The 20,886-nt window shown below is 35.1% G+C and carries 17 protein-coding genes; 2 read left to right on the top strand and 15 right to left on the bottom strand.

Annotation, left to right across the window (positions count from 1 at the left end):
* Positions 1-8: 8 nt before the first annotated feature.
* The 3 genes from QZ657_RS05980 to QZ657_RS05970 are packed head-to-tail and all read right to left on the bottom strand — an operon-like array spanning position 9 to position 5,875.
* Positions 9-1,556: a glycoside hydrolase family 2 TIM barrel-domain containing protein gene (locus tag QZ657_RS05980; RefSeq protein WP_291965605.1), complete on the bottom strand. Its 1,548-nt coding sequence runs from the start codon at positions 1,554-1,556 to the stop codon at positions 9-11.
* Positions 1,537-2,784 carry a hypothetical protein gene (locus tag QZ657_RS05975; protein ID WP_291965603.1) on the bottom strand — a complete coding sequence of 416 codons (1,248 nt, stop codon included), beginning with the start codon at positions 2,782-2,784 and terminating at the stop codon, positions 1,537-1,539. Before QZ657_RS05975 ends, QZ657_RS05980 begins: the two co-directional genes overlap by 20 nt.
* Position 2,785: 1 nt before the next feature.
* Entirely contained in the window at positions 2,786-5,875 is a 3,090-nt protein-coding gene (locus tag QZ657_RS05970) for a hypothetical protein (protein WP_291965601.1), read from the bottom strand.
* A 287-nt stretch (positions 5,876-6,162) separates the two neighbouring features.
* On the opposite strand from QZ657_RS05970, the gene QZ657_RS05965 reads away from it, so the two are divergent.
* Together QZ657_RS05965 and QZ657_RS05960 are read left to right on the top strand one after the other, a co-directional pair.
* Positions 6,163-7,329 carry a glycosyltransferase gene (locus QZ657_RS05965; RefSeq protein WP_291965599.1) on the top strand — a complete coding sequence of 389 codons (1,167 nt, stop codon included), beginning with the start codon at positions 6,163-6,165 and terminating at the stop codon, positions 7,327-7,329.
* A 113-nt stretch (positions 7,330-7,442) separates the two neighbouring features.
* The gene (locus tag QZ657_RS05960; protein ID WP_291965598.1) at positions 7,443-9,689 is read left to right on the top strand and encodes an FUSC family protein; all 2,247 of its coding nucleotides are present in this window, start codon (positions 7,443-7,445) and stop codon (positions 9,687-9,689) included.
* Between the two features lie 72 nt (positions 9,690-9,761).
* Here QZ657_RS05960 and QZ657_RS05955 read toward each other — a convergent pair whose 3' ends face one another.
* The 12 genes from QZ657_RS05955 to QZ657_RS05900 form a co-directional block, all read right to left on the bottom strand.
* Positions 9,762-10,865: an alpha/beta hydrolase family protein gene (locus QZ657_RS05955; RefSeq protein ID WP_291965596.1), complete on the bottom strand. Its 1,104-nt coding sequence runs from the start codon at positions 10,863-10,865 to the stop codon at positions 9,762-9,764.
* A 31-nt stretch (positions 10,866-10,896) separates the two neighbouring features.
* Positions 10,897-11,469: a Crp/Fnr family transcriptional regulator gene (locus QZ657_RS05950; RefSeq protein ID WP_291965594.1), complete on the bottom strand. Its 573-nt coding sequence runs from the start codon at positions 11,467-11,469 to the stop codon at positions 10,897-10,899.
* A 99-nt stretch (positions 11,470-11,568) separates the two neighbouring features.
* Complete coding sequence (locus tag QZ657_RS05945; RefSeq protein ID WP_291965592.1) at positions 11,569-12,420, bottom strand: hypothetical protein; 852 nt, start codon at positions 12,418-12,420, stop codon at positions 11,569-11,571.
* 184 nt (positions 12,421-12,604) lie between these two features.
* Positions 12,605-13,231 (bottom strand): hypothetical protein, encoded by a 627-nt coding sequence (locus tag QZ657_RS05940; protein ID WP_291965590.1) that lies wholly within the window; start codon positions 13,229-13,231, stop codon positions 12,605-12,607.
* A gap of 4 nt (positions 13,232-13,235) precedes the next feature.
* The gene (locus QZ657_RS05935) at positions 13,236-13,679 is read right to left on the bottom strand and encodes a DUF1569 domain-containing protein (protein WP_291965588.1); all 444 of its coding nucleotides are present in this window, start codon (positions 13,677-13,679) and stop codon (positions 13,236-13,238) included.
* Positions 13,680-13,778: 99 nt separating this feature from the next.
* Entirely contained in the window at positions 13,779-14,357 is a 579-nt protein-coding gene (locus QZ657_RS05930; RefSeq protein WP_291959479.1) for a Crp/Fnr family transcriptional regulator, read from the bottom strand.
* Between the two features lie 219 nt (positions 14,358-14,576).
* Positions 14,577-15,674, bottom strand: a complete 1,098-nt coding sequence (locus QZ657_RS05925; RefSeq protein ID WP_291965587.1) for a hypothetical protein — start codon at positions 15,672-15,674, stop codon at positions 14,577-14,579.
* Positions 15,675-15,688: 14 nt separating this feature from the next.
* Positions 15,689-17,644 carry an FAD-dependent oxidoreductase gene (locus tag QZ657_RS05920; RefSeq protein ID WP_291965585.1) on the bottom strand — a complete coding sequence of 652 codons (1,956 nt, stop codon included), beginning with the start codon at positions 17,642-17,644 and terminating at the stop codon, positions 15,689-15,691.
* A gap of 443 nt (positions 17,645-18,087) precedes the next feature.
* Positions 18,088-19,011, bottom strand: coding sequence for an NAD-dependent epimerase/dehydratase family protein (locus tag QZ657_RS05915; protein ID WP_291959484.1), 924 nt, complete (start codon positions 19,009-19,011; stop codon positions 18,088-18,090).
* Positions 19,012-19,019: 8 nt separating this feature from the next.
* Positions 19,020-19,439: a DUF2147 domain-containing protein gene (locus QZ657_RS05910; protein WP_276472070.1), complete on the bottom strand. Its 420-nt coding sequence runs from the start codon at positions 19,437-19,439 to the stop codon at positions 19,020-19,022.
* A 140-nt stretch (positions 19,440-19,579) separates the two neighbouring features.
* Positions 19,580-20,173, bottom strand: coding sequence for a GNAT family N-acetyltransferase (locus tag QZ657_RS05905; RefSeq protein WP_291965583.1), 594 nt, complete (start codon positions 20,171-20,173; stop codon positions 19,580-19,582).
* Positions 20,174-20,337: 164 nt separating this feature from the next.
* Entirely contained in the window at positions 20,338-20,877 is a 540-nt protein-coding gene (locus tag QZ657_RS05900; RefSeq protein WP_291965582.1) for a PaaI family thioesterase, read from the bottom strand.
* Between the last annotated feature and the right edge of the window lie 9 nt (positions 20,878-20,886).

Below are 20,886 nucleotides of genomic sequence, written 5' to 3'. Positions count from 1 at the left end.
TTATACCATTATTTCGTGTTATTTTTTATAACCAATTCATAATATGAGGGTTTCTTATTTCCTACAGAATCTAAAACACCAAAGAAATGTTGTTTTTTTGTTCGCCAAGGTAAGCTACCTGCAACTGAGCTAGGTACTTTTTTAAAGTCATAAAGTGTCCAAAATAGATATGGAATGTTCTCTTGTGCTAGATACCCTTGCATTTCTTTATAGTAAGCTGCCTGTTTTTCGTTAGAGCCAGAAAATAAGCTCCACATACCGTCATAACTAGATTCTCCATATTCTTGTAACACAATAGGTTTGTTTGGTGTTAAATACCTTAGAATTTTAAACGATTCTATAAAATATTCAGGTTGTTTATAATAATGAAAAGAAATGAAATCAACTTCTTCAGATAGGTTTAAAGCAGCTTCTGGACTAGACCAACCTATAGTAATCGGGTTTTTGGTATCCCAATTTTTAATTTCTAAAATCATTTGTTTTAGCCATTGTAAGACATTTTCTTTCCCTCTAGATTCAAAATCCAGATCGGGTTCATTTTTAATATCCCACCCTACAAGAGCCGGATGGTCCTTTACCGCATTTACAATTGCTTCTGCATGTCTATGGGTCAATGTCCAATTAGAAATATCATAATCTCCATAAAAATCGAATAGGGTTATAAGAACATCCAAGTTGTTGTCTTCTGCCTTATCCAATAGTTTCTTTAAAAGGTCAAGCTTTTTTGCATCGACCCTATTTTTGCCAAAATCCTCATATTGAATAAAAACACGAATTGTATTTAAACCCATATCGTGTATTATTTCAAAATCTTTTTCTATGATGGTGTCGTTAAAACGTTTGCCAAAAGTATCCCAAGGGGAGTCTTTAGGATAGTAGTTAAGACCTTTTTGAGTATTGATTTTTTTAAGTTGCGCCTCTATATTTCGTTTTTTTATTTTGGAAGTGTCAATAGGAGCGGCAATTTCCTTTAGATGTCTAATTCTCCAAAATCCGTCCTCCAACAGCATCATAACCTGGTAGCTGGTCGTGTCTTTTTCCTTAAAAAGAAGACTTTCGCCCTCATAGGCTTCTTGGTACTCTTCAACATTATGGTCTTTGAACACCACCATGGTACCGTCTGCCGTATAAAAATCCAATGCCGGATTGTGGTTTAGCGTGGTACGTTTGTACCAATGATTGTTCTTTAGATTTAAGTCTATTATGTCATATAGTCTTACACGTGCACTGTCCGTATAAAAATCTTCAATTCCGTAACGGTCATTTTTTTTGTAGGCAATATTTCTTACGTGCCATGCATTCATATAATCATTGGTAATCTCACCCAAGGCTTGCTTTTCCATAGGACGGCCCGGGTTGTCTAAATTTGTCCAGTTGAGGTTTGGCTTGTAAACATCTTCCATAGGTACCTCTAAATGCAGCATAGAAGTTTTGTCCGCACCGGTATTCATAAAGGTCCAAGCAGCACCTATTCCATATATTATTAGTGTGTTGATAGCCAAGAATGTGACTATTAACACAGTTCTGTATAGTGTTTTATTTAACTGTATCGCCATGAATATTCTTTCTGAATTCTTTTGTAATACCTGCAGCGGTCAATTTTAAAATATAGTCGCCATCTTCAAGAAAATGCTCGCCTAAAAATATTGTACATACTCCGTTTTTAGATGTTGTTTTTTTAGTGTCTATATATGTACCATTAGCATCGTAAATATCCAATTGTGTCAATAGCCCATCAGGTATTAACTGTTTCATAAAACTTTCAAACGGTCCAATATCCAAATTTCTATTTCCTTTTGAAAAATGAACGGGGTAGTCTTTAATAGCAGCGTTAAAAGTAAAGTTGGTAGTGTTGCTTTCCGCGGCTCCGGTTACAAATGCCTGTATTTCCCAATTGGCAGCTTCATCTGGGTGTAGTGTTTTTGCTTCGGCTATACCGTTTATGGTTGTCCCTATGGTATATAGGTAAGCATCTTTGTCCGTTTTTATAACAAAGGTTACCAATGTACCATTAGTTACAATGTTGCCATACTTGTCTTTGATGATATCTGAAGTAAAGGTGATTATTTGGTTGCCATCCGCATAATTATGTGCGCTAGTACCGCTTATAGTAAAATCTGTGGCATTATCCGGATATACGATCGTAGCAAGTTCTTTGGAGGTCGTGCCGTTACATTCCGCGGTTACCAATATTCTGCCAGATTTTAAAGTGGACCTAACATTGTAAAAAGCAAAAAAACTTTCTGTTTCAATTTCTGTTTCATCGATATTTTCTTGAAACTGATATTTTACTGTAATCTTGGTGCCGTCATCCAAGGGGTTGTCGAAAGCATCGGTAGGGGCAATGGTTAACATAGAGTAATCATTATAACCTGCTGTAACGCTACGTGGACCAAAATATGATTCTATATATGTAGCTTTAGGCGCATTGGTTGCAACATCAAATTTCCCCTCTTGTATGTTGTGCCCTTCTAGCAGTAGTTTCCATTTACACGGACCGGCAATTCTAGTGTAGTTTTTAGGAATGTGGAATACAATATTTTCGTTTTCGGATATCGTGGGAGACAAAAACGTACTGCCAAATGCATTTTTTATGTACAGTTTAATAGTGTTAACATCTGCTTCAGTTTTGAATACGAGTGTAATTGCTTCACCCGCAATACTGTTGGTGGTATTGGAAATTATTTCTACCGCGGGTTTGGTAAATGAGGTGGTTTGTTCTTCTTTTTTATTGGAACAACCAAGTAGTATAAATGCTAAAATGTATAAAATTTTACCGTCCATACTATTTTGGATTACCTATATAACTATTGATCTCAAATTTTAAATAGTCATAGCCTTTGCCTTTAAAAGGTTGGGTCTGCTGTTTGCCATGAATCAGTTTTCTGTCAGGAAAAATTTTATCCGCAATGGCTTTATTGGGCAACCCGTTTACAAAACAATTTTCTAAACTGCTACTTATAATCTCTAAACTATCTAATGCCAAAGGTTTGTAATTAAAGAATTGTTTGCGTTGAATGCGTACACCTTCCGTAATAAATTTATGATCTACCCACAATAGTTCACTATTTTCATCATAATAAGAAATGATCAATTGCGGTATGGTAACTTCTTGTACGCCAGAATTGAACAAAATGCCTTCAAAACCTTGATCGGTATATTTAAGATTTTGTAATGCCACGTGTTTATACAAATCTGTATTTGCGGTATTTCCGGCAGATTGTAAATTGAACTTGGTAGGTTGTTCTTCAAAACTGACAGGTGTAAACTGGTCCGGGTCAAAAGTAGGGGGCAAGGTATCTTTAGTGGACGACCACGCTATACCTTCAAAATTTATTTTAAAGGTCGTAGTTTCCTTGGGCATTAGCTTATGTTTAATTTGATGTTTGGCATTGTAATTTGCCAGCTCTTTGTCATCGTCATTGTACAAAGTAGCCTTTATGACCACATCTGCAGGTGTATTGTCTACATTCTGTAGCTCTCCTATAACACTGTACTGCCCTTTGTATTTAACCAATTTTGCAGATAAAATTTCTAGTACCGGCTGTTTTAGAACATCTTCATGGTAGGTTTCTTGAGTAGTTATTTTTCGTCTACCATGGTTGTAATAGGTTGTGCCGTTGGCAGTAAATAACTGGTCTGGCGGAATATCGTTGTCTACCTTCTTAGATTTAATGTACCATTTGTTCTTACGTTTTACCAATTCATGATAATCGTTATTAAAAACATTTTCTAAAGGCGTGATCCATCTAGTGGCAACTTTTGCCTTTGCGCTATTTTCGGTCTCATCATATATTTCTATGCCCAAAGAATCTAGTTTTGCATAAGAGCTTAATATGCCATCTGTAACGGAAACTTCTAGCATGTACTGCGCTATGTCTATATTGTCTTCTGGATCTAAGTAGGAGTGTGCAGTGGAGAACTCTTTAAAGTCCAATGCATCATAATACGATTCTACTACGTTGTTTGGAGATAATTGTGCAACGTTCTTTACGTAAAAAATATACATGCCATACCCTATGCAGATAAGCACTACCAATGCCCACCAATGGGAAAAGGTCAATAACTTGGAAGGAAATTTGTTGTAAGGCAACTCTAATTTCATAAAAGAGTGTACCGGCGTTTTTCTAGATTTTAAAAGTCTTACCCATATCATTTGAATATTTACGAATATGGCTATTAGCACGGTGGTCAACGGTATAACACCCCACATGATCTTCATGATAGTGGGTACATCTTGCTTGGGCATTATTTGTGGTATTGGGGCAACATTTAGTTTTTCCCATACCATAATTCCGTTTTCTAGTTGCTGTAAACGTTGCCAACCACAATAGTAGAGTATGGGGTCATAAAATTTATCGTTAGAGAAAATATACTTTAAGTTGTATTTTTCAGGTACGGTCAAAAACTGTTGTAAAGAACCAATACCTTCTACACCCCTAAATTTAGAATTCTCTATTCTTTCAATGGCCCGGGTAGTCAACTCTGGCAGTCGCCTTGCAGAATGGTAATTGCCATCTACCGTCATGGCTCCGCTCTGGGCGGACAGCCATGCCATTTGATCACCGAAACCTAACGGTAGATAGCGCCATGAATCATGTGAATCCGCACCCAAAAAGTTTACTATGGGCAGCATTTTAATTTTAGCGGGCTGCGAGGGTCTAAAATAGCCTAATGTCATGGTAAACAATACCATAAAAAGCATTCCTCCGGCAATCAGTCCGCCCAAGACTCTATGGTAGACCCCGCCGAATTTTTCCTGTATCAAGGTTTTTAGGTCACCTTCTACCATCCGGTAGGCAAATTCTGCAAATATGGGAAGCGCCATAATGGTGGCCCATAAGGTAAACCTATCCAAAGTTAAAATATTGAATGCCATTTCGCCCAACATGAGACGTGGTATGGGGGTGGTGCCTCCCGTTCCCAGTATGGTCAATAGGGTAAACGATAAGCCGAAAAAAACATACCTTTTACTAAAATATCTGTAAAAGAAATAGGGTAGTATAAAAAGGAATACGCCCCACGGAATCAGAAAGAACACAAGACCTGATGACGTTATTTCCAAGAAATTGTCTCTTGACCCATGTGGTATGGCAACTTGTGTAATGGGGTTTCTTTTAGAGTTATACCAATATGGAAAAATACAGAATACGAGCAAAAATATTGCCGTTCCGCCAAATTTCGCAATTCGCCAAAAATGCTGTAATGTGGTACCCCAGAAAACTTTAAAGGTAAGCGCTTTATACGATGCTACTTTTTCCCTGGCGGCATCCATAACCGCCATGCCCATTAAAGGTGCAATGAAGAATACCATACCGAAAAGGGGCGTAACATGATGTGAGGTTACCGTAACCGCAAGCATGGTTGCCGATGTAATAAAATAACGCGTTTTACCTGTTTTGATCCACAAGTATATTTCTGTCATTGCGTGTAATAAGATGGACAATGCAGAAACGCTTGGCAGTTGCCCAAAAATATGTAAGGTCTCTACGAACGTTGATGAGAAAACGGCCATTACGGCACCATAGCCTGCTATTCTTCGGCTTCCGGTCATTAAAAGGGTATACCTATATGCACCGGTTATAAAAAGTACTATGGCTATTAGGGCAACGGTATACATGCCAAATTTTAAGCCGCCAATATATGAGAGAATGCCTATGAGCTGATGTACCAATGGCGGATAGGACTGTACGGTAAAACCCGTATACCATCTATACTCCCAGGGGTCAAACCAGCTACTGGCATAATGGTCGGCAAAGAATAAATGAATTAAGGCATCATAAGTAGATTCTAACGTAAAGAAAATAGCTGAACCATGAAAAGCCAGACCTACTATTAATGCCAGTATTAAAAGAGTGTTGGTTTTTTTTTTCAATGCTTGTATTAGAATCTAATTCAATATAAAGGTATTAAATATATAAGATGATGATTACAATTAAAAGGGATTAGTTTAAATTTTAATAATAGAATACCTACAATTTCAATAGCTATTATAAGATATACCGTTGTGTGGTCTGTTGTTTAAAAAGCATAATTTATTGTGGTCTATTGTAATAAACCATTCGTCTACAGTAAACTGTCAGCCATCTTGTCGGTTTCCTGATTTTAGTACTTGGTATGTAGATTTGTCACTGTTAACCATTACTAATCATAACCAAGCGTATGAAAATTTTAGCTATAGACGACCAAAAGCTTATTCTTCTCTCTGTTGAGAAACGACTGTCAGAGTTAGGTTACCAAGTACAGACCGCCAATTCAATAGAAACTGGTATACAGTTATTTAATTCTTTTAAACCGGATCTGGTATTACTTGATATGAATATGCCCGAGATGTCCGGAACTGAACTTGTTTCATGTACCGGTACGGAAGTGGTAAAATATATTCGATTATTTATGCGAAACGATACGCCAATTTTAGTAATGTCCGGTAATACGGACGAGTCGCTTATCATGCAGAATTTTTCTTTGGGCGTAAACGATTATCTTAAAAAACCAGTGAGTTTAGATGAGATGGCAGCTAGAATTAAGAGAATTATTGGGGCACCTAAAACCAAGACCGTTGTTGAATCAAAAAAATCCGATACACGTATACTACAAAAGAATTGTGTTGGTGTGGTCATACCTTGTTATAATGAGGAAGAGCGACTTTCAAGTGAAGCATTCAAAGATTTTGCCCATAAAAATTTAGGGTATCGTTTATGCTTTGTAAATGATGGTAGTACGGACAATACATTGGCGGTTCTTGAGGAACTAAAAAAAGAGAACCCTGATAATATCAGTATCTACAACTGTAAACAGAATGGTGGTAAGGCAGAAGCTGTAAGGCAGGGCATTCTTCATTTGGTAAAAGATAAACAGTTAGATTATATAGGTTTTTTAGATGCGGATCTTTCTACGGATTTTAGGGATTTTGATGATTTGGTAAAAACTATTGAAAGTTCAGATTTTAAAATAGTAAGTGGTTCCCGTATTGCAAGAATGGGTGCCAATATCACAAAGGAATCTGCCCGTAAAATTATAAGTACTACCATAAACTTGATCATTCAAACTATTTTGGGAATGCCTTTTAAGGACACTCAATGTGGTGCCAAAGTAATGGATAGGGAAATTGCCTCAAAAATGTTCAATAAAAAGTTTGTTACCAAATGGCTTTTTGATGTGGAACTGTTCATGAGAATGAAAAAGTATTTCGGTAAAACTATCGTTAAAGATATGATATGTGAACAACCGCTTAAAAGATGGATCCATGCAGATGGTTCTAAACTTTCTATGAAAGACTCCGTTAAAATTGTAGGTCAACTTGCACAAATAGCCGTGCATTACAGATAATACTATTAAAAATTTAGGTTTATTGGTTAAGTTTCATAAAAGTGTTGAGATCAGGTTATCTCAGCACTTTTTGTTTTTATGTAGTCAATGCCTGTTATTACCAAAGTGTATCTTTGTGGTACATTCTTACGGTATTGGGCAAAATTCAAGATTACATTACAACATCTTTTAAAGAACTGTTACAGTTTCTTAGCAGCACAAGTTTTTCTAAATCCGTGCTTAAGGTAATTGCCGTAGTAACACCATTGGCAATTGGTATTGTAACAGGATATGCAGAGATCGGTGTGGCTATCTGTTTTGGAGCTTTTTGGTGTAACCCCAGTGATGTTAACGGTAGTCTTAAGCATAAGGTATACGGTATTTTATTTTCTGCTGCCTTGGTTATGGTCGTTAGTTTTATTGGCGGTTATGTTCATTACTCCAATTGGCTTTCTTTGCTGATTTTAGGGGTAACTAGTTTTGGTATTTCTTTAATTTCATCTTACGGATTTAGAGCTTCCCTCATTAGTTTTTCAGGATTGTTGGCATTGATATTAAGCTTTGCCCATACGCCTGGCCAGTTAAAAATTTATGAATATTCTTTATTGGTAGGTCTTGGCGGACTTTGGTATTTGGCAGTATCTCTTCTTTGGTATAAAATAAACCCTAAAGGACAGACAGAAGAGATCCTATATGAAACTATAGCCAGTACCGGTAAGTTGATGAAAAAGCGAGGAAAACTTATAGATGGGCATTCTAATAGAAAAAAGCTACTAAAAAGCTTGTTCTTGATGCAGAGCCAATTGACCGAACAACACGAGACACTTCGCGAAATTCTTATACTATCACGTAAAAATTCTGGTAGATCTGTATACAATGGTAAACGGGTGCTGGTTTTGGTACAACTAATAGAAATGTTAGAGACTGCAGGTGCTAATCCGGTCAACTATACCAAAATGGATAAGCAGTTTCAAATGTATCCTGAATTTACCAAACTGTTTCAAAACCTCATATTTCAAATGGCAAAGCAATTACGGACCATTGCAAAGATTGGTAACAAGCCCAGTAAATTACCCAAACATGATAAGCTAAATGCGCGTTTTGATGAAATACGAACAAAAATAGAAGACCTTATAAAAACTAAGGATGCAAAGGCATACGAAGCATATATAATGTTTCAGAATTTTTTGGAATACCAAGAAAAGCAGTTCGATAAACTGAAACGTATAAAGTGGCTGTTAAGTGATCACGATGTTGCATCAGAAGAATTTATCGATAAGGAAATTTTAAAGCGATTCTTGATCTCTCAAGATTATAGTCCGCGCATTCTATTGCGAAACTTAAGTTTTAGGTCTACTATCTTTAGGCATTCGTTACGTATGGCAATTACTTTAATGATCGGTTTTGTACTAGGTAATTTATTCGATTTTCAAAATCCGTATTGGATTTTGCTGACCATTATCTTGATCATGAGGCCTAACTATGGTCTTACCAAGACAAGATCTAAAGATCGTACAACCGGTACTTTAATTGGCGGTGCCATTGCTACGGTAATTGTTTATTTGGTACAAGATGTATATGTGTATGCAACCTTGGCATTGATTTCGTTTGTTATTGCACTATCCATGCTACAAAAGAATTACAAGGCATCTGCCATATATGTTACCCTCAGCATTGTGTTTATCTACGGTATTTTACAACCAGATGTAATGACCGTAATTCAATACCGAATTATTGATACGCTTTTGGGCGCCGCATTGTCCTATGTAGGATTTTTATTTTTATGGCCTAGTTGGAGCTTTGAAGAAATACAGAAAGATGTTACCAAAAGTGTTGAAGCCAATAAAGTATATCTGGCGAAAATTGCTGATTTTTATATCCACAAAGGTAATGTACCTACCAGTTATCGTTTGGCACGTAAAAATGCATTCCTAGAGACTTCTAACCTGAGTTCCGCCTTTCAGCGAATGACACAGGAACCACATTCAAAACAAAAGAACTTAAACAAGATCTATGAACTGGTAGAGTTGAACCATAACTTTTTATCCTCGTTGGCATCATTAAGTATATATATTCAGCATCATACAACCACTGAAGCTTCTGAACGTTTTAACGGTATAGTAAGTAAGATCGATGAAAATCTTTCTTTTGTATTAAATTCTCTGGCCAATGTAGCTGAGAACGACAATAAATTAAATTTAGATGAGGTAGTGTTGTTTGAAGAACAATTACCAAAGTTTGAATCTGAAAACGTTAACTTAAGTAACGTAGATAATGTTGCCGTAAAGCGTAAGCACCAAGAAGAACAACTTATTTGGGAGCAGTTACGTTGGTTATATTCTTTAAGTTCTACCATGTTAAGGTTAACATCAAGTTTATGATGTTCCTTTAGTTTTTAGTCACTAGGAATGATCCACTCTATAGCTTCATGTATTACAATCTAGACTTTTGAGTTAGTAAAATTGATTTTCAAAAAATTTGAGAGCGCTTTTAGAGACTTGGTTGTGTATTTTTCTACGGTTAACTGTAGCATCATCCTTAAATAGGAAAGGAGCTTCTTTTTCCAATACCAATTTAGCTTCGTTCATAAATACATAATGGCCAACTTTACCTGGTAATATTATATGTCTAGATTTTTTGATCATTTTATGATAGTGCCCGGCATTGGTTTTAACCGGTGCCCTAGAGTCATTTTCTGCGCTGATGATCAAAATGGAATCATTGATTTTTGACAATTGATCTTCATGTACAAAACCTTGACCTATGGCGGGTGCCATTGCTACAAAAGCTGTAATTCTATTATCTTTCAAATGTCTAAAGGTAGTATTGCCTTCCTCAATGATTTTAGGGTTCATATATTTAGATATATCACCAAACTCAGGGGTATTACATTCGTTTTTACCTTCGTCCGTTTTAGAAAAATTAGATAATGCCTCGTAGTCAATTTCCCCGCCGGCTAGGGCAATGGTAGTATAACCACCTAAAGAAAACCCGGCAACACCAATTTTTGAAGGGTCAATGATGTTTTTGAATTTGGAGTTGTTTAAAATATGATCTAAAGTAAAGCTGACATCAAGGGGCCTGTCCCAAGCTTTTACAAAATTTTCAGGAATTTTATTGTCGTAAGTATTACCGTAATGATCAATAGCCGCAACAATATATCCGTTAGATGCCAACTCGCTTGCTAACCAAGAATGGTTTATTCTATTACCGCCAGTACCATGAGATATTAGAATAAGTGGAAATTTATTAGCTATAAAAGCTGCGTCTTTTGAAGTAGGCGGTAATTTAAAAGGATAATCCAAAGTTGCATTTACCTTAGTGGTATCCTTGGTAGGATACCAAATCTCGGTAATTAGCGGCCTATTTCTGGTAGCGTCTGTAATTACCATTTTAGATTGACCTATAGCGTAAGTATGTGTCTTTAAATAAGTTTTAAAAGTAGGTGGTACATCATGGTCATTTTTACATGAAAACAGAATTAAAAAAGATAGTGCTCTAAAAGCATTTAGTAGTACTTTGTAATCCATTTGTTTTTTTGGTAAAACTATCGTCATTCATTTAAAATAAAATTGACTTTTATCAATTTTATTGTTTTTTGGCTTTCAACCTACTTAGCGTTTCTTGGGTCAATCCAAGATAACTGGCAAGAACCTTGTTCGGCAACCTTGCCATCAGTTCACTTTGGTTGCTTCTAAAATCATCATATAAATGTTTGCCGCTCATTGTTATTAGTTGTTCTATTCTCTTTATACTATTGGCATAAGTTGTTTCTAAAGCCCTTGTATAGAACAGCCTCCAAGCAGGTATTGTGGCATTCAGTTGTATAAAATCTTTATGTGAAATATAATATAATGAGCTAGTTTCTACAGCCTGTAAATAAGAAGCACTGATATTTTGCTCTATAAAACTTGGAAAAATGGTAATAAAATCATTTTCGGTTGCAATTTGTCTTGTCCATTCTTGACCATTATCCCTGGTACAAACCACACGAAGACAACCTTTCTTAACAAAGAATAGTTTTTTACTGATTTTATTTTGTGGAATTATGATCTCATTTTTTGTTGCTTCAAAATAATGAAAACAATTTGTTACAGTATCTAAAAGCTCTTTAGGTAAAGTTGTATTTTTCTCTATATATTTTTTAAAATAGTCTAACATTAGGTATGTTTTTACTGTAACTTACTTTTTATCTTTCATCTCATTTGTAAGTTAGAAAATGTCATTGGTTACAAATACGGTAATTTTTTAGAATTCGTATTACTCTTTGGATATATCCAAACGCTTAAAATCTGTACTTTTAGTTTCAAGGTAAGTCCAAATTTCTGACATATTTCTTGAATTGGATAAATCATTAAAATCAGGTTGCGAAAGGCAATAGGTGAGAAAGCCGTTTACGTTAGATTCTGGAATGTTAAATTGTTCCGCTATCGTTTGCTTTGAAAATTTATAAATTATTTCTTTTTCCAAAGCCATGTTTTCATCACGCTTTACCATTTCCTCAAGTGACTTGGTTCTGCCAGAGAACCTATTCATGATTTTATGGGTGTTGACCTTTACACTCAAACCTACGTAACTCAATATCTCGTTCAATTTACCATACTCATCCATTGTTTGTAGACTAACATATTTTCCTCTATCAGCTTCTTGTAACAGCCTTTCGCTTTGGGTCATTTTGGTTACATCTGCATTTTGTAGTCCCAAAGAATAGGATGTTACGGTTGGTTCTAAATGCAATCTATCTATATCTCTGTCAATATCTCCGGTTAAATTATAGGGCGTAACTGTAACTTCATTTAGATCAATAATATTATCAATGAGTTGAATAGTTATCATACTACTATTCATGTGAGATTTGCTAATTACTATATCTTTTGGTAGGTATTGCACTGCACGAATGCGAAGCGAGTCTTTTAATTTAACCTCAATCGAGAATAACCCCAAAGAATCTGTAATGGTAGATTTCTTAGAATTAAGATTAACGACCAGCACGTTAGTTATATCATTTTTACTACTTGTAACTTTACCCTTTAATAGTATGACATTATCTTGACCAAACCCTAAAAACGAGGCTAGTACGGCTGCAAATAAAAATATAGAATGTTTTGGCAATGGCTGTGTTTGTGCTAAAAATACTACGCCGTTATTTAAAAATTTAAAAATTTAAGTTAAAATAGGAATACGTGATTTTAAATCTTTAATAGCTTATGATACTGATATTAAAGGGTTTGTTCATACAAGACTAGTCTTGTCCTACACGATAAATTGTTGCCTTGTGCTATATCAACAGTTGGTACTATAGTTTTTTCAACAACATTATATGGGAGATGAACACTATGGGAACAATGCAAGTAGGTAACATGCTATATGGAAATTCTAAAAGTGCAATATTAGGTTGGTCAAAGGCGAATTGCTGAATAGGTAAGGGAGCAGATAATATGGCAATGATAACGATGCTGGAAAGAAATAAGATCCCAATTATATTCCAAGTTTTAAAATACCTTTTGCTGATATCCTTTTTTTTTAGAAATCGATACAGCACTAATGCCAACGCTGATATTCCTATTAAAATATCAAAATTATACCCTGAAAAAGTCATTATTTTAGGAATTTGTGCATCTAGGAAAAGTTGGTACAAGCATAGTTCTACCGGAATTCTTATCATATGAATGCCTAGTAGATAGTCTGTGTTCAGTTTTTCTGTTGCCAATTTGCTTACACAAAAAACGGTAATTATAATAGTGCCAACAATTGCCAATGGAAATAACAACGGGGTATTTTTAAATACTTCGGTAAATGATAAAAAACCTATTATTAGTTGCCAAAAAAAGATTAGAAAAACTACCTGCTTATTTTTTCCCGTTCCTCTGTATAATAAGAACATGGTCAACAGCGTAAGTATTATAAATGTGGTCTGTAGCATATAGTTACCTATTAAATTGTCTTAAGTGATGATCCGTATGTTTGTATACGAATATGCCAATTTCATCATAAGTCATTTCTCCGAAGAATGGATGGGTGAGGGGAGAATTTTCAAAATTGGTATAGTTATTTAATAAATTGATCCATTTGGCTTTTTCATTCTCAAAATCACCCGTACCGGTTATCTTGAATGCCGGATGTGTAGGTTGATTTTTCTTCATTTGCTTTTCGTTCCTTACAATACCTTTTAAAGCCGTACTACCAAACAGCCTGCCTATGAACAAGCGCTTGTACTTCTTTTTACCTTGAAACAATTCTTCGCTCAATGTGCAATGTTTCAACATTTGGTAGGTATTCATTTTGCCCCATTGCGCATGGTCCTTTTCTTGCAATTTATCTATGCGCTCTATTAATTCAGAGTTGGTATCCTTATGGAATATACTTTTCATAATCCGGTAGATTAAAAATTGATGAATATTTGTTTAACTATTACGTCAAATATATTCTTGATTTTCAACTAAAAAGTTGCCTTATGGCAAAAACGGATTTTATGATGTAATTTCTTTGCGAATACGGCTCAAGGAATATTTGGTAATACCCAAATAGGTGGCTATATGCTGTAGAGAAACGTTTTTAATTATATGTGGTTTCTCTTGTATTAAACGTAAATAGCGTTCTTTTGCTTCATCTGCTATAAACGATACGCGTTCATTTTTAAGACTAAAATAAGAACTGACTAGTTTTTTCCGACCTTGTTCCCTAAACGGCTCTATGCTATGAAATAGTTCTTGAAAGGTTTCAAAATCTAATTGCCAACAATTAATGTCCGTCAAAGCCTGTATATTCTCTCTTGTGGGATTGCGAAGAAAAAACGATGACCAGTCTATTGCAATTTCTCCTTGACCATAAAAGTTGGTAGTTATATCATTTCCTTTCGTGTCATTTACAAAAGAACGGGCAAAGCCACTTTCAATGAACCAATAATGGTTTTCAATTTTACCTTCTTTTAACAGATATTCATTTTTTGAAAAGCTTACTTTTTTAAATTTTGGAATAATTATATCTAGCTGGCTTTTTGTAAATGTATCGGTAGAAAATATGTTATTTAAAAAGTGCTTGGTTTGCATTTTAAGTTTGTTTTCAATGACCCTGCCGGAGTACAATTTCCAGTATCTAAGCTACGGATAAAATAATACTCATTAGTTATCTTTTAGTTATTAATCTTAATAAGATATTCTCTTATAGTTCATTGAACTAAACAGGCACAGCCAAAGGCATAAATGAAAATTTCAAATAAGTATTAAAATAAAAGGCAATAGATGGTTTTGAAAACTAGTACTACTGGTCTAGAGTTTACTTTTCCATTGCTTATAAAAGTCTTCAATTATTAATTTATCATCTGCGGACAATTCTTGTGACTTTAAAAAGTAATACACCCTACGGGCTATTAGAAAATTATCTGTTTTTAAAAGCGAGGTTAATTGTGAAGTAGTTTTGCTCGTAATTAAATTCTTTTCTTTTAGAATACTTAAATATAGATCAATTTCTTGATAGCTGAATTCAGATATCAAAGAATTTATTTTATTGATAAAGGCAGTATTTACTTTTTGGTCAGTGTGTAAAATATCGGTTAAGTATAAGATCTTATTTGCAGAGTTGGCCATAGGTAATAATTGTTCGGCACTGTATTGGTATATATTGCCTGGAGCACTATTCCAGTACCGCATGCTGGCTCTCAATAGTTCAGGATTATTTCTTATTGCGTTTAAAATGGCAGTGACCGTATTATCTGAAAACTCTTTTTTTCTAGTTAATTGTTCAAGTGCAAAGAGCTGATAATCCTTTTTACTTAAAAAAGATAACAATTGCTTGGTGGAATATGAGTTTCCGGTAATATCTCTAATGTGCCGTTTTACATCTCCGTGAGCCCAATGCCAGAGGGAATAGCAGGTCCAGACCGCTCCTTTTACATAAGCCGATTTTTCTAGTAAAATGGTTTCACCGGACATTGCATCTACACCTTCACTGCCTACCGTTCCTACAATTTCATCTTTATAAACATCTTTTAGAGCAGAATTTTCATTCTTTAATATTCTATGTAATTTTTTGTAATCATCTTCGGTAAAACTTTCGCCTTCAGATTTTTCCAATGCTACATCATCAGGTAGCACAAGTTTGTTAAACCGTCCCAGTTCATCCCAATAAATGCGAACTACGTCTATTCTACATTGATTATCGCCACATACTACAGATTCTACATCCATGTAAAACTCATGTGGTAATGCTTCTTCATTGGTTATTTCTACCAATGTGCAAGCAACAGGCTCAGTAAAACTGATGCCTTTATGAATAACATGTAATGTATGTTTGATTTCATCTGTAGAAATAATGCTGACCCATATAAAAAGGCAAAAAAATGTGGCGAAATAGATGATGTGCTTCATATGTTATATTCAAGTTAACTATAACATCTTACTTCAAATAATTTGGCATGATCTGCGCCATAGGTACTTTTTAAATTTATACGGACCGCTGTGGTCTCTATGGTTTCAAAATTGAATTTGATCAAGCGGGTTCTGTTTTTATCTATACTACCTATTTTAACCCAATTACCATCTATACGAGCTTCTATATCCAAGGATTGTAGTAGTTCCTTTGGAACCTTAGTGGTATACACATCATTTTCTAAACTATCTCTACGTAGCATTAAATTTCGTTTTACATTGGTATCACATTTTAACTCAAGCTGTGAGATATTTATACGGTCATCCCATTCAATTTGAACATGCGCAGGTAGTCCGTCAGATTGCCAATGATGTGGTTTGTCATTGTAATCTCTGGACCAACCATCGTTCAATAGTTGTGCATTGCCAGAAGATGTACTAGAGCCAAATATCAATGCTGCTCGTTTAACCAGATCTGTGCTGTCATTTGCAGGTCTGTTGGGAATAAATGCATCGTCCCTTATCAATTGCTCTTGTAAATCGTTAATATGTGCGTTACCTAAAGTACGCGGTAGCACCTTCTTTTGTACACACAAGGCTGCCGCAGTGCCTACTGCTTGCCCTTCAAGCGCACATGTAGCCATAATTCGCGAAGATGACAAGGCTATATGAGTCTGACTAATATTTCTGCCGGCAAATAACAGATTTGGAACATTTTTAGAATATAGGGAACGAAATGGTATTTGGTACGGCTCTTCAAAATCTTCATGAAAGTAACTGGGCGGTTCTTTAAGGTTTTCAATTCCGCCAGGGTTGTGTTCATCCAAGGACCAACCGCCAAAGGCCACTGCATCTTTAAACTGTTTGTTCTTCAACAAATCTGGTTCGCTAAGGATATAATCGCCAATAAATCTGCGGCTTTCTCTTTTGCCAGGTAATGAAGAAACCCAATCTAAAGCATAGTTTTCTGTTTCAGGGAATTTACCTGAGTTTTTCATATAGTCCCAAACCCCATAGGCATATCCTAAAAGTTTATGTTTGTTATCTTCAAATTCACCAATTATATCTTCATCACTACCTACCTCTACCCACCAAAAACCTAGTTCAAAAGGTTTTAATTGTCTTCCTTTATGAGATTTTTCCGCGTCATATTTAAGGGTGAAATGTGGCGGTTCAAAAGGCATAGGTCTACCCATGTCTTTTGAACCCAATAGTACGGTAGAGCCCATTTGCCAACCATCTGCCTCTTTGGGTGCATATTTCTCGTTAAATTCAGAAGAGGCTTCTCTTCCGGTTCTGTAAAGTGCACCGGCGGTAGCACCTAGTAGGCCGTCACCAGAGCAGTCTATGAAAATTTCTGCTTCAATGGTAAATTCTGTTTCAGTGGTCAATTGCCAGCAATATGCGGCCTTAATCTTACCATCCTCTGACATTACGGACCTAATTGCCGTGGTATTCAATTTAAGATGAAGGTTTTCTTCTTTGGTAATAAAGTCGTAAAGAATATGGTCCCAAACGGGGTAGGAGTCTTGTGGGTTATGAAAGCGATTGTGTAAAAGTATCTCCTCTATGATACCGGTTTCCCTTTCTGGTAAACCGTTTCTTAAGTGATTTACTCCGTTAAGGTGAACACGGATTTCGCTTGAGGAATTACCGCCCAATACGGGGCGATCTTGAATTAAAACTACCTTAGAGCCGTTTCTTGCAGCTGCTATTGCGGCACACATGCCTGCAGCTCCACCACCTATTACGGCAACATCATAAGTTTCCGTTTTACGTCTGTCCGGTCTTGGCTTTTTGCCCGTACCCATTTGGTGCCATTGATTGGGGTCTGTATTTCCAAATGGTTTTTTTGGTGAAGTACCTGTACTATTTACTTTTTCCGATTCGTTGGAATATCCGGTCAGCGGTATAACACTTGCACCTAGAGTTGCTTTTACAGATTTTTCAAAAAACTTTCTTCTTTTCATTTTGGGTCAATAGGTTGAGTTGATTCTTAGTTGTTCGGTATATTTTATGAACTGTGGTTGAAAAAATATTTGGACCAATAATTAAAAAAATATTGATGTAAATAAATTGATAGGATTTCTATGTTGTAAAATCTTAACTAGAATAATAGTTAAGCACACATTCTTTCTATATAATCCGTAGTAGTAATAATAAGAAATTTTAAATTTTCTTTTAAGGAGGGAAATTGAATTACCGTACTTGTCTAGTTTTTTATCAGAAATTTTAGCTGAATTTTTAATTTAGAATCATGTAAAACATAGTTACAGCTGTTTTGGTTGATGTGAATTCACAAAAAACTAGTGTTAATTATTAAGATTTGGTAAATTAGTTAGAGTGTTATTTGTAAAACTGCAGGTTTGTAAGAAGGTATATGAATAATAAATGAATTGTAGGATTTAAATATCTATAATTCATTCTTTATTCTCTCGATACCTTCACGATAGGTGGTAACCTTAAAATCTGGAAATCTATTTTTAAACTTGGTAGAAATAAAAATATTATGATGTTTATACCTAGGCAGTAATTCCTGTAATTCTTTAAGTTGCGAATTAAAGAGACCGCCAATTGTAAATGCAATTTTTGGAACAACGGAGTATTTAAACGACTTTCCAAAAATCTCGGATGCCTTAGCTATAAATTCCTTGTAGGTTAGTCTAGCATCATCACATGGCAAGTGCCAAGTTTGGTTATATGTATCTGGGGAGTTACCGATCAAAGCCATGGCCTTACTCGCATCCGGAGTCCAAATTAATGTTCTTAAAGTATTGTCTTTTATAAATACCTTAAGTTTCTTCTCATTTTTAATATTGTTAAAAATGATTTCGTTGGTTATACTCTGGGTTTTACCGGGACCATAAAATTCTGGAGCTCTACAGATAACAGCTTCTAACTGGCCTGATTTTATTTCTGCCAAAAGCATATTGGCAATTTCTGCCCTTACTTTTCCTTTTGGTCCAACAGGTGCAAATTTACTTTCTTCGGTTAAAGGAGTATCGTTCTGTGCATACATATAGGTATTATCAAAGAAGACTAGTTTTACTTGGTGCTTCTTGCATGCATCTATTACATTACGCATCATTGTGGAAAATTGGTCTACCCACATTTTGGTATTCATGGGTAGACCAACTGTTAGATATGCAATTTCACTCCCTTTTACGGCTTCTTCGGTTTCTTTTTTGTGAAGTAAATTAGCAGAAAAAAGTACGTCGGTATTATTAACCTTTTTAGGGTTTCTACTGACAAGCCTTATGTTAGAAGTGTACTTTTTGTTAAGTTCTTTTGCTAATTCAATTCCTATTTGACCATTGGCGCCAAGTATAGTGTGCATAAATCTTGTTATTGCTTTCTTATCCAATATTGGGTTCTTCCCAATAATGAAAACCCTAAATAACCTCTAACTTTTAATTTGTTAGGTTCTTCAAGTTCTAAGTAACACTTATATACTTTACCGTTTTCGGGATCTAGAATGGTACCATCATTATATTCATCACCATCCTTTTTTATATCCTCAATAATTACCAAGCCTCTAATTTTTTGACCTTTTTTAGCCCCTTTACAGTTTTCACAAACTTTGTCTGCATCACTTTTATAGCTATTTACTATTTTGGCAAAATAGGTATCGTTTGTTTTATAAATTTCTATGAGTGCCTTTTTCTCATTGGTCTCGTCATCATACGTTTCCCATTGACCGGTAATTGTTTGTCCGTAGCTGATAAAGCTTATTGTCATTACTAATAGGAAGAATAGATTTTTCATGTTTTGTGCTATTTTTTAGTTTCAATTTTACTTGTCTGTTGTCAGTTTCAGCCGAAACTCCAGAGAACAAAGATGGTAAAAAATATAGATAATCTGTCCATGAATACTATTTGTTGAAGCTATTTGCTGAAAACTTGTCGTTATTGGAACGTCGAAAATTTTTCCTTTTTAATTGCACGCCAATCTTCTTTTATAATACTGAAATATACATCATTTCTGCTCTGACCATTTTGGTCAATGTAGTTGTTTCTGAAAATGCCTTCTTTTGTGGCGCCTAATTTTAAAATAGCTTTTTGTGACCTAATATTTTCTTCATCTGCACTGAACTGAATTCTTCTAAAACCTACAGTTTCAAATCCGAATTGTAAAAGCGCATATTTACAAGCATTGTTGAGCCCTGTGCCCTGAAATTTTTTTCCATACCAGGTCCAACCAATTTCACACTTCTCACTTGCACTATTAATATAACCGTATCTGGTGCTACCGGCAACTTGGTTGGTTTCTTTATCAATAACTAGAAAAGGATAGCAAATCCCAATTTGTTTGTCCGTGGCGGTATTAAAGATATAATTGCTAAAATCTTCATCATTTTTCATGTGCATTCCCATGAACTTCCAAATAGAATCATCGAATATTATTTCTTTAAGTTCCTGGTGCCGTCTATGGTGAAAGGGTAGTAACAGTACTCTTTCATTTTCTAGTTGTATATCTGTGTTTAAAATAGCAACGTTCATATAATTTAAAGCATTAGAGAAGCTTTAAATATAGCGTATGTGGGGCGGGAGAAGATTTTTTTAAGGTTTTGTAATTTATTTCAGTGGTATTGTCAGAAAGTGAACGAGCCTTTTTAATATAGTATACCTCTCAAAACCTATATTTTTATGGAACAAACAACCAACTAATTTTTGGTTTTAGCTGTTCTTTTACTCTTTTGTTTTTGTTTAAAGAAATCTTTTTCTGCTATGTAAATGGTTTTGATGACTTCACAAAAAATAACGGATTTTTCTTTATTGGTTAGCTGCGTTTTTTTAATTACCGTAATTTCTTTCTTTTCGGCTACTTGTTCTTTAATGTCGGATAGTTCTTTCTCTGTAAAATTGAAATCTGCATATAGGTTTTCTTTTGCAGGTTTCTTAAAGAGTATTTCTGCAGATTTATCCCAGACTACATAGTCATTTCCCATAATGCTCAGCAGTTGAATCATAGGGATTGGGTCTACGGCAGAGAACATGCTACCTCCAAAAATGGAGTTTACGTAGTTCTTGTTCTTATAACTAATGGGGATGATGATTTTTACATGCAATAGATTTTCTGAAACCTCTATTATTTTAGCGGTACTTCTTCTATACATTGGCGATAAATTAAAGCCAAGTCTAAATATGGTATTCTTCTTAAGTACTTTAGAGGCTAAAGCTTCTATTTTCTGGTAAACGGACATATGTAATTA

The sequence above is a fragment of the Maribacter sp. genome (assembly GCA_020629415.1).
Lineage (GTDB): Bacteria > Bacteroidota > Bacteroidia > Flavobacteriales > Flavobacteriaceae > Maribacter > Maribacter huludaoensis.
This window is presented reverse-complemented; position numbering and strand designations above follow the sequence as displayed.

Coding starts and splice junctions, on each gene's coding strand:
- QZ657_RS05980 (WP_291965605.1), bottom strand. CDS start 1,556: ATGGCGATACAGTTAAATAAAACACTATACAGAACTGTGTTAATAGTC.
- QZ657_RS05975 (WP_291965603.1), bottom strand. CDS start 2,784: ATGGACGGTAAAATTTTATACATTTTAGCATTTATACTACTTGGTTGT.
- QZ657_RS05965 (WP_291965599.1), top strand. CDS start 6,163: ATGAAAATTTTAGCTATAGACGACCAAAAGCTTATTCTTCTCTCTGTT.
- QZ657_RS05955 (WP_291965596.1), bottom strand. CDS start 10,865: ATGACGATAGTTTTACCAAAAAAACAAATGGATTACAAAGTACTACTA.
- QZ657_RS05950 (WP_291965594.1), bottom strand. CDS start 11,469: ATGTTAGACTATTTTAAAAAATATATAGAGAAAAATACAACTTTACCT.
- QZ657_RS05940 (WP_291965590.1), bottom strand. CDS start 13,231: ATGCTACAGACCACATTTATAATACTTACGCTGTTGACCATGTTCTTA.
- QZ657_RS05935 (WP_291965588.1), bottom strand. CDS start 13,679: ATGAAAAGTATATTCCATAAGGATACCAACTCTGAATTAATAGAGCGC.
- QZ657_RS05930 (WP_291959479.1), bottom strand. CDS start 14,357: ATGCAAACCAAGCACTTTTTAAATAACATATTTTCTACCGATACATTT.
- QZ657_RS05925 (WP_291965587.1), bottom strand. CDS start 15,674: ATGAAGCACATCATCTATTTCGCCACATTTTTTTGCCTTTTTATATGG.
- QZ657_RS05920 (WP_291965585.1), bottom strand. CDS start 17,644: ATGAAAAGAAGAAAGTTTTTTGAAAAATCTGTAAAAGCAACTCTAGGT.
- QZ657_RS05915 (WP_291959484.1), bottom strand. CDS start 19,011: ATGCACACTATACTTGGCGCCAATGGTCAAATAGGAATTGAATTAGCA.
- QZ657_RS05910 (WP_276472070.1), bottom strand. CDS start 19,439: ATGAAAAATCTATTCTTCCTATTAGTAATGACAATAAGCTTTATCAGC.
- QZ657_RS05905 (WP_291965583.1), bottom strand. CDS start 20,173: ATGAACGTTGCTATTTTAAACACAGATATACAACTAGAAAATGAAAGA.
- QZ657_RS05900 (WP_291965582.1), bottom strand. CDS start 20,877: ATGTCCGTTTACCAGAAAATAGAAGCTTTAGCCTCTAAAGTACTTAAG.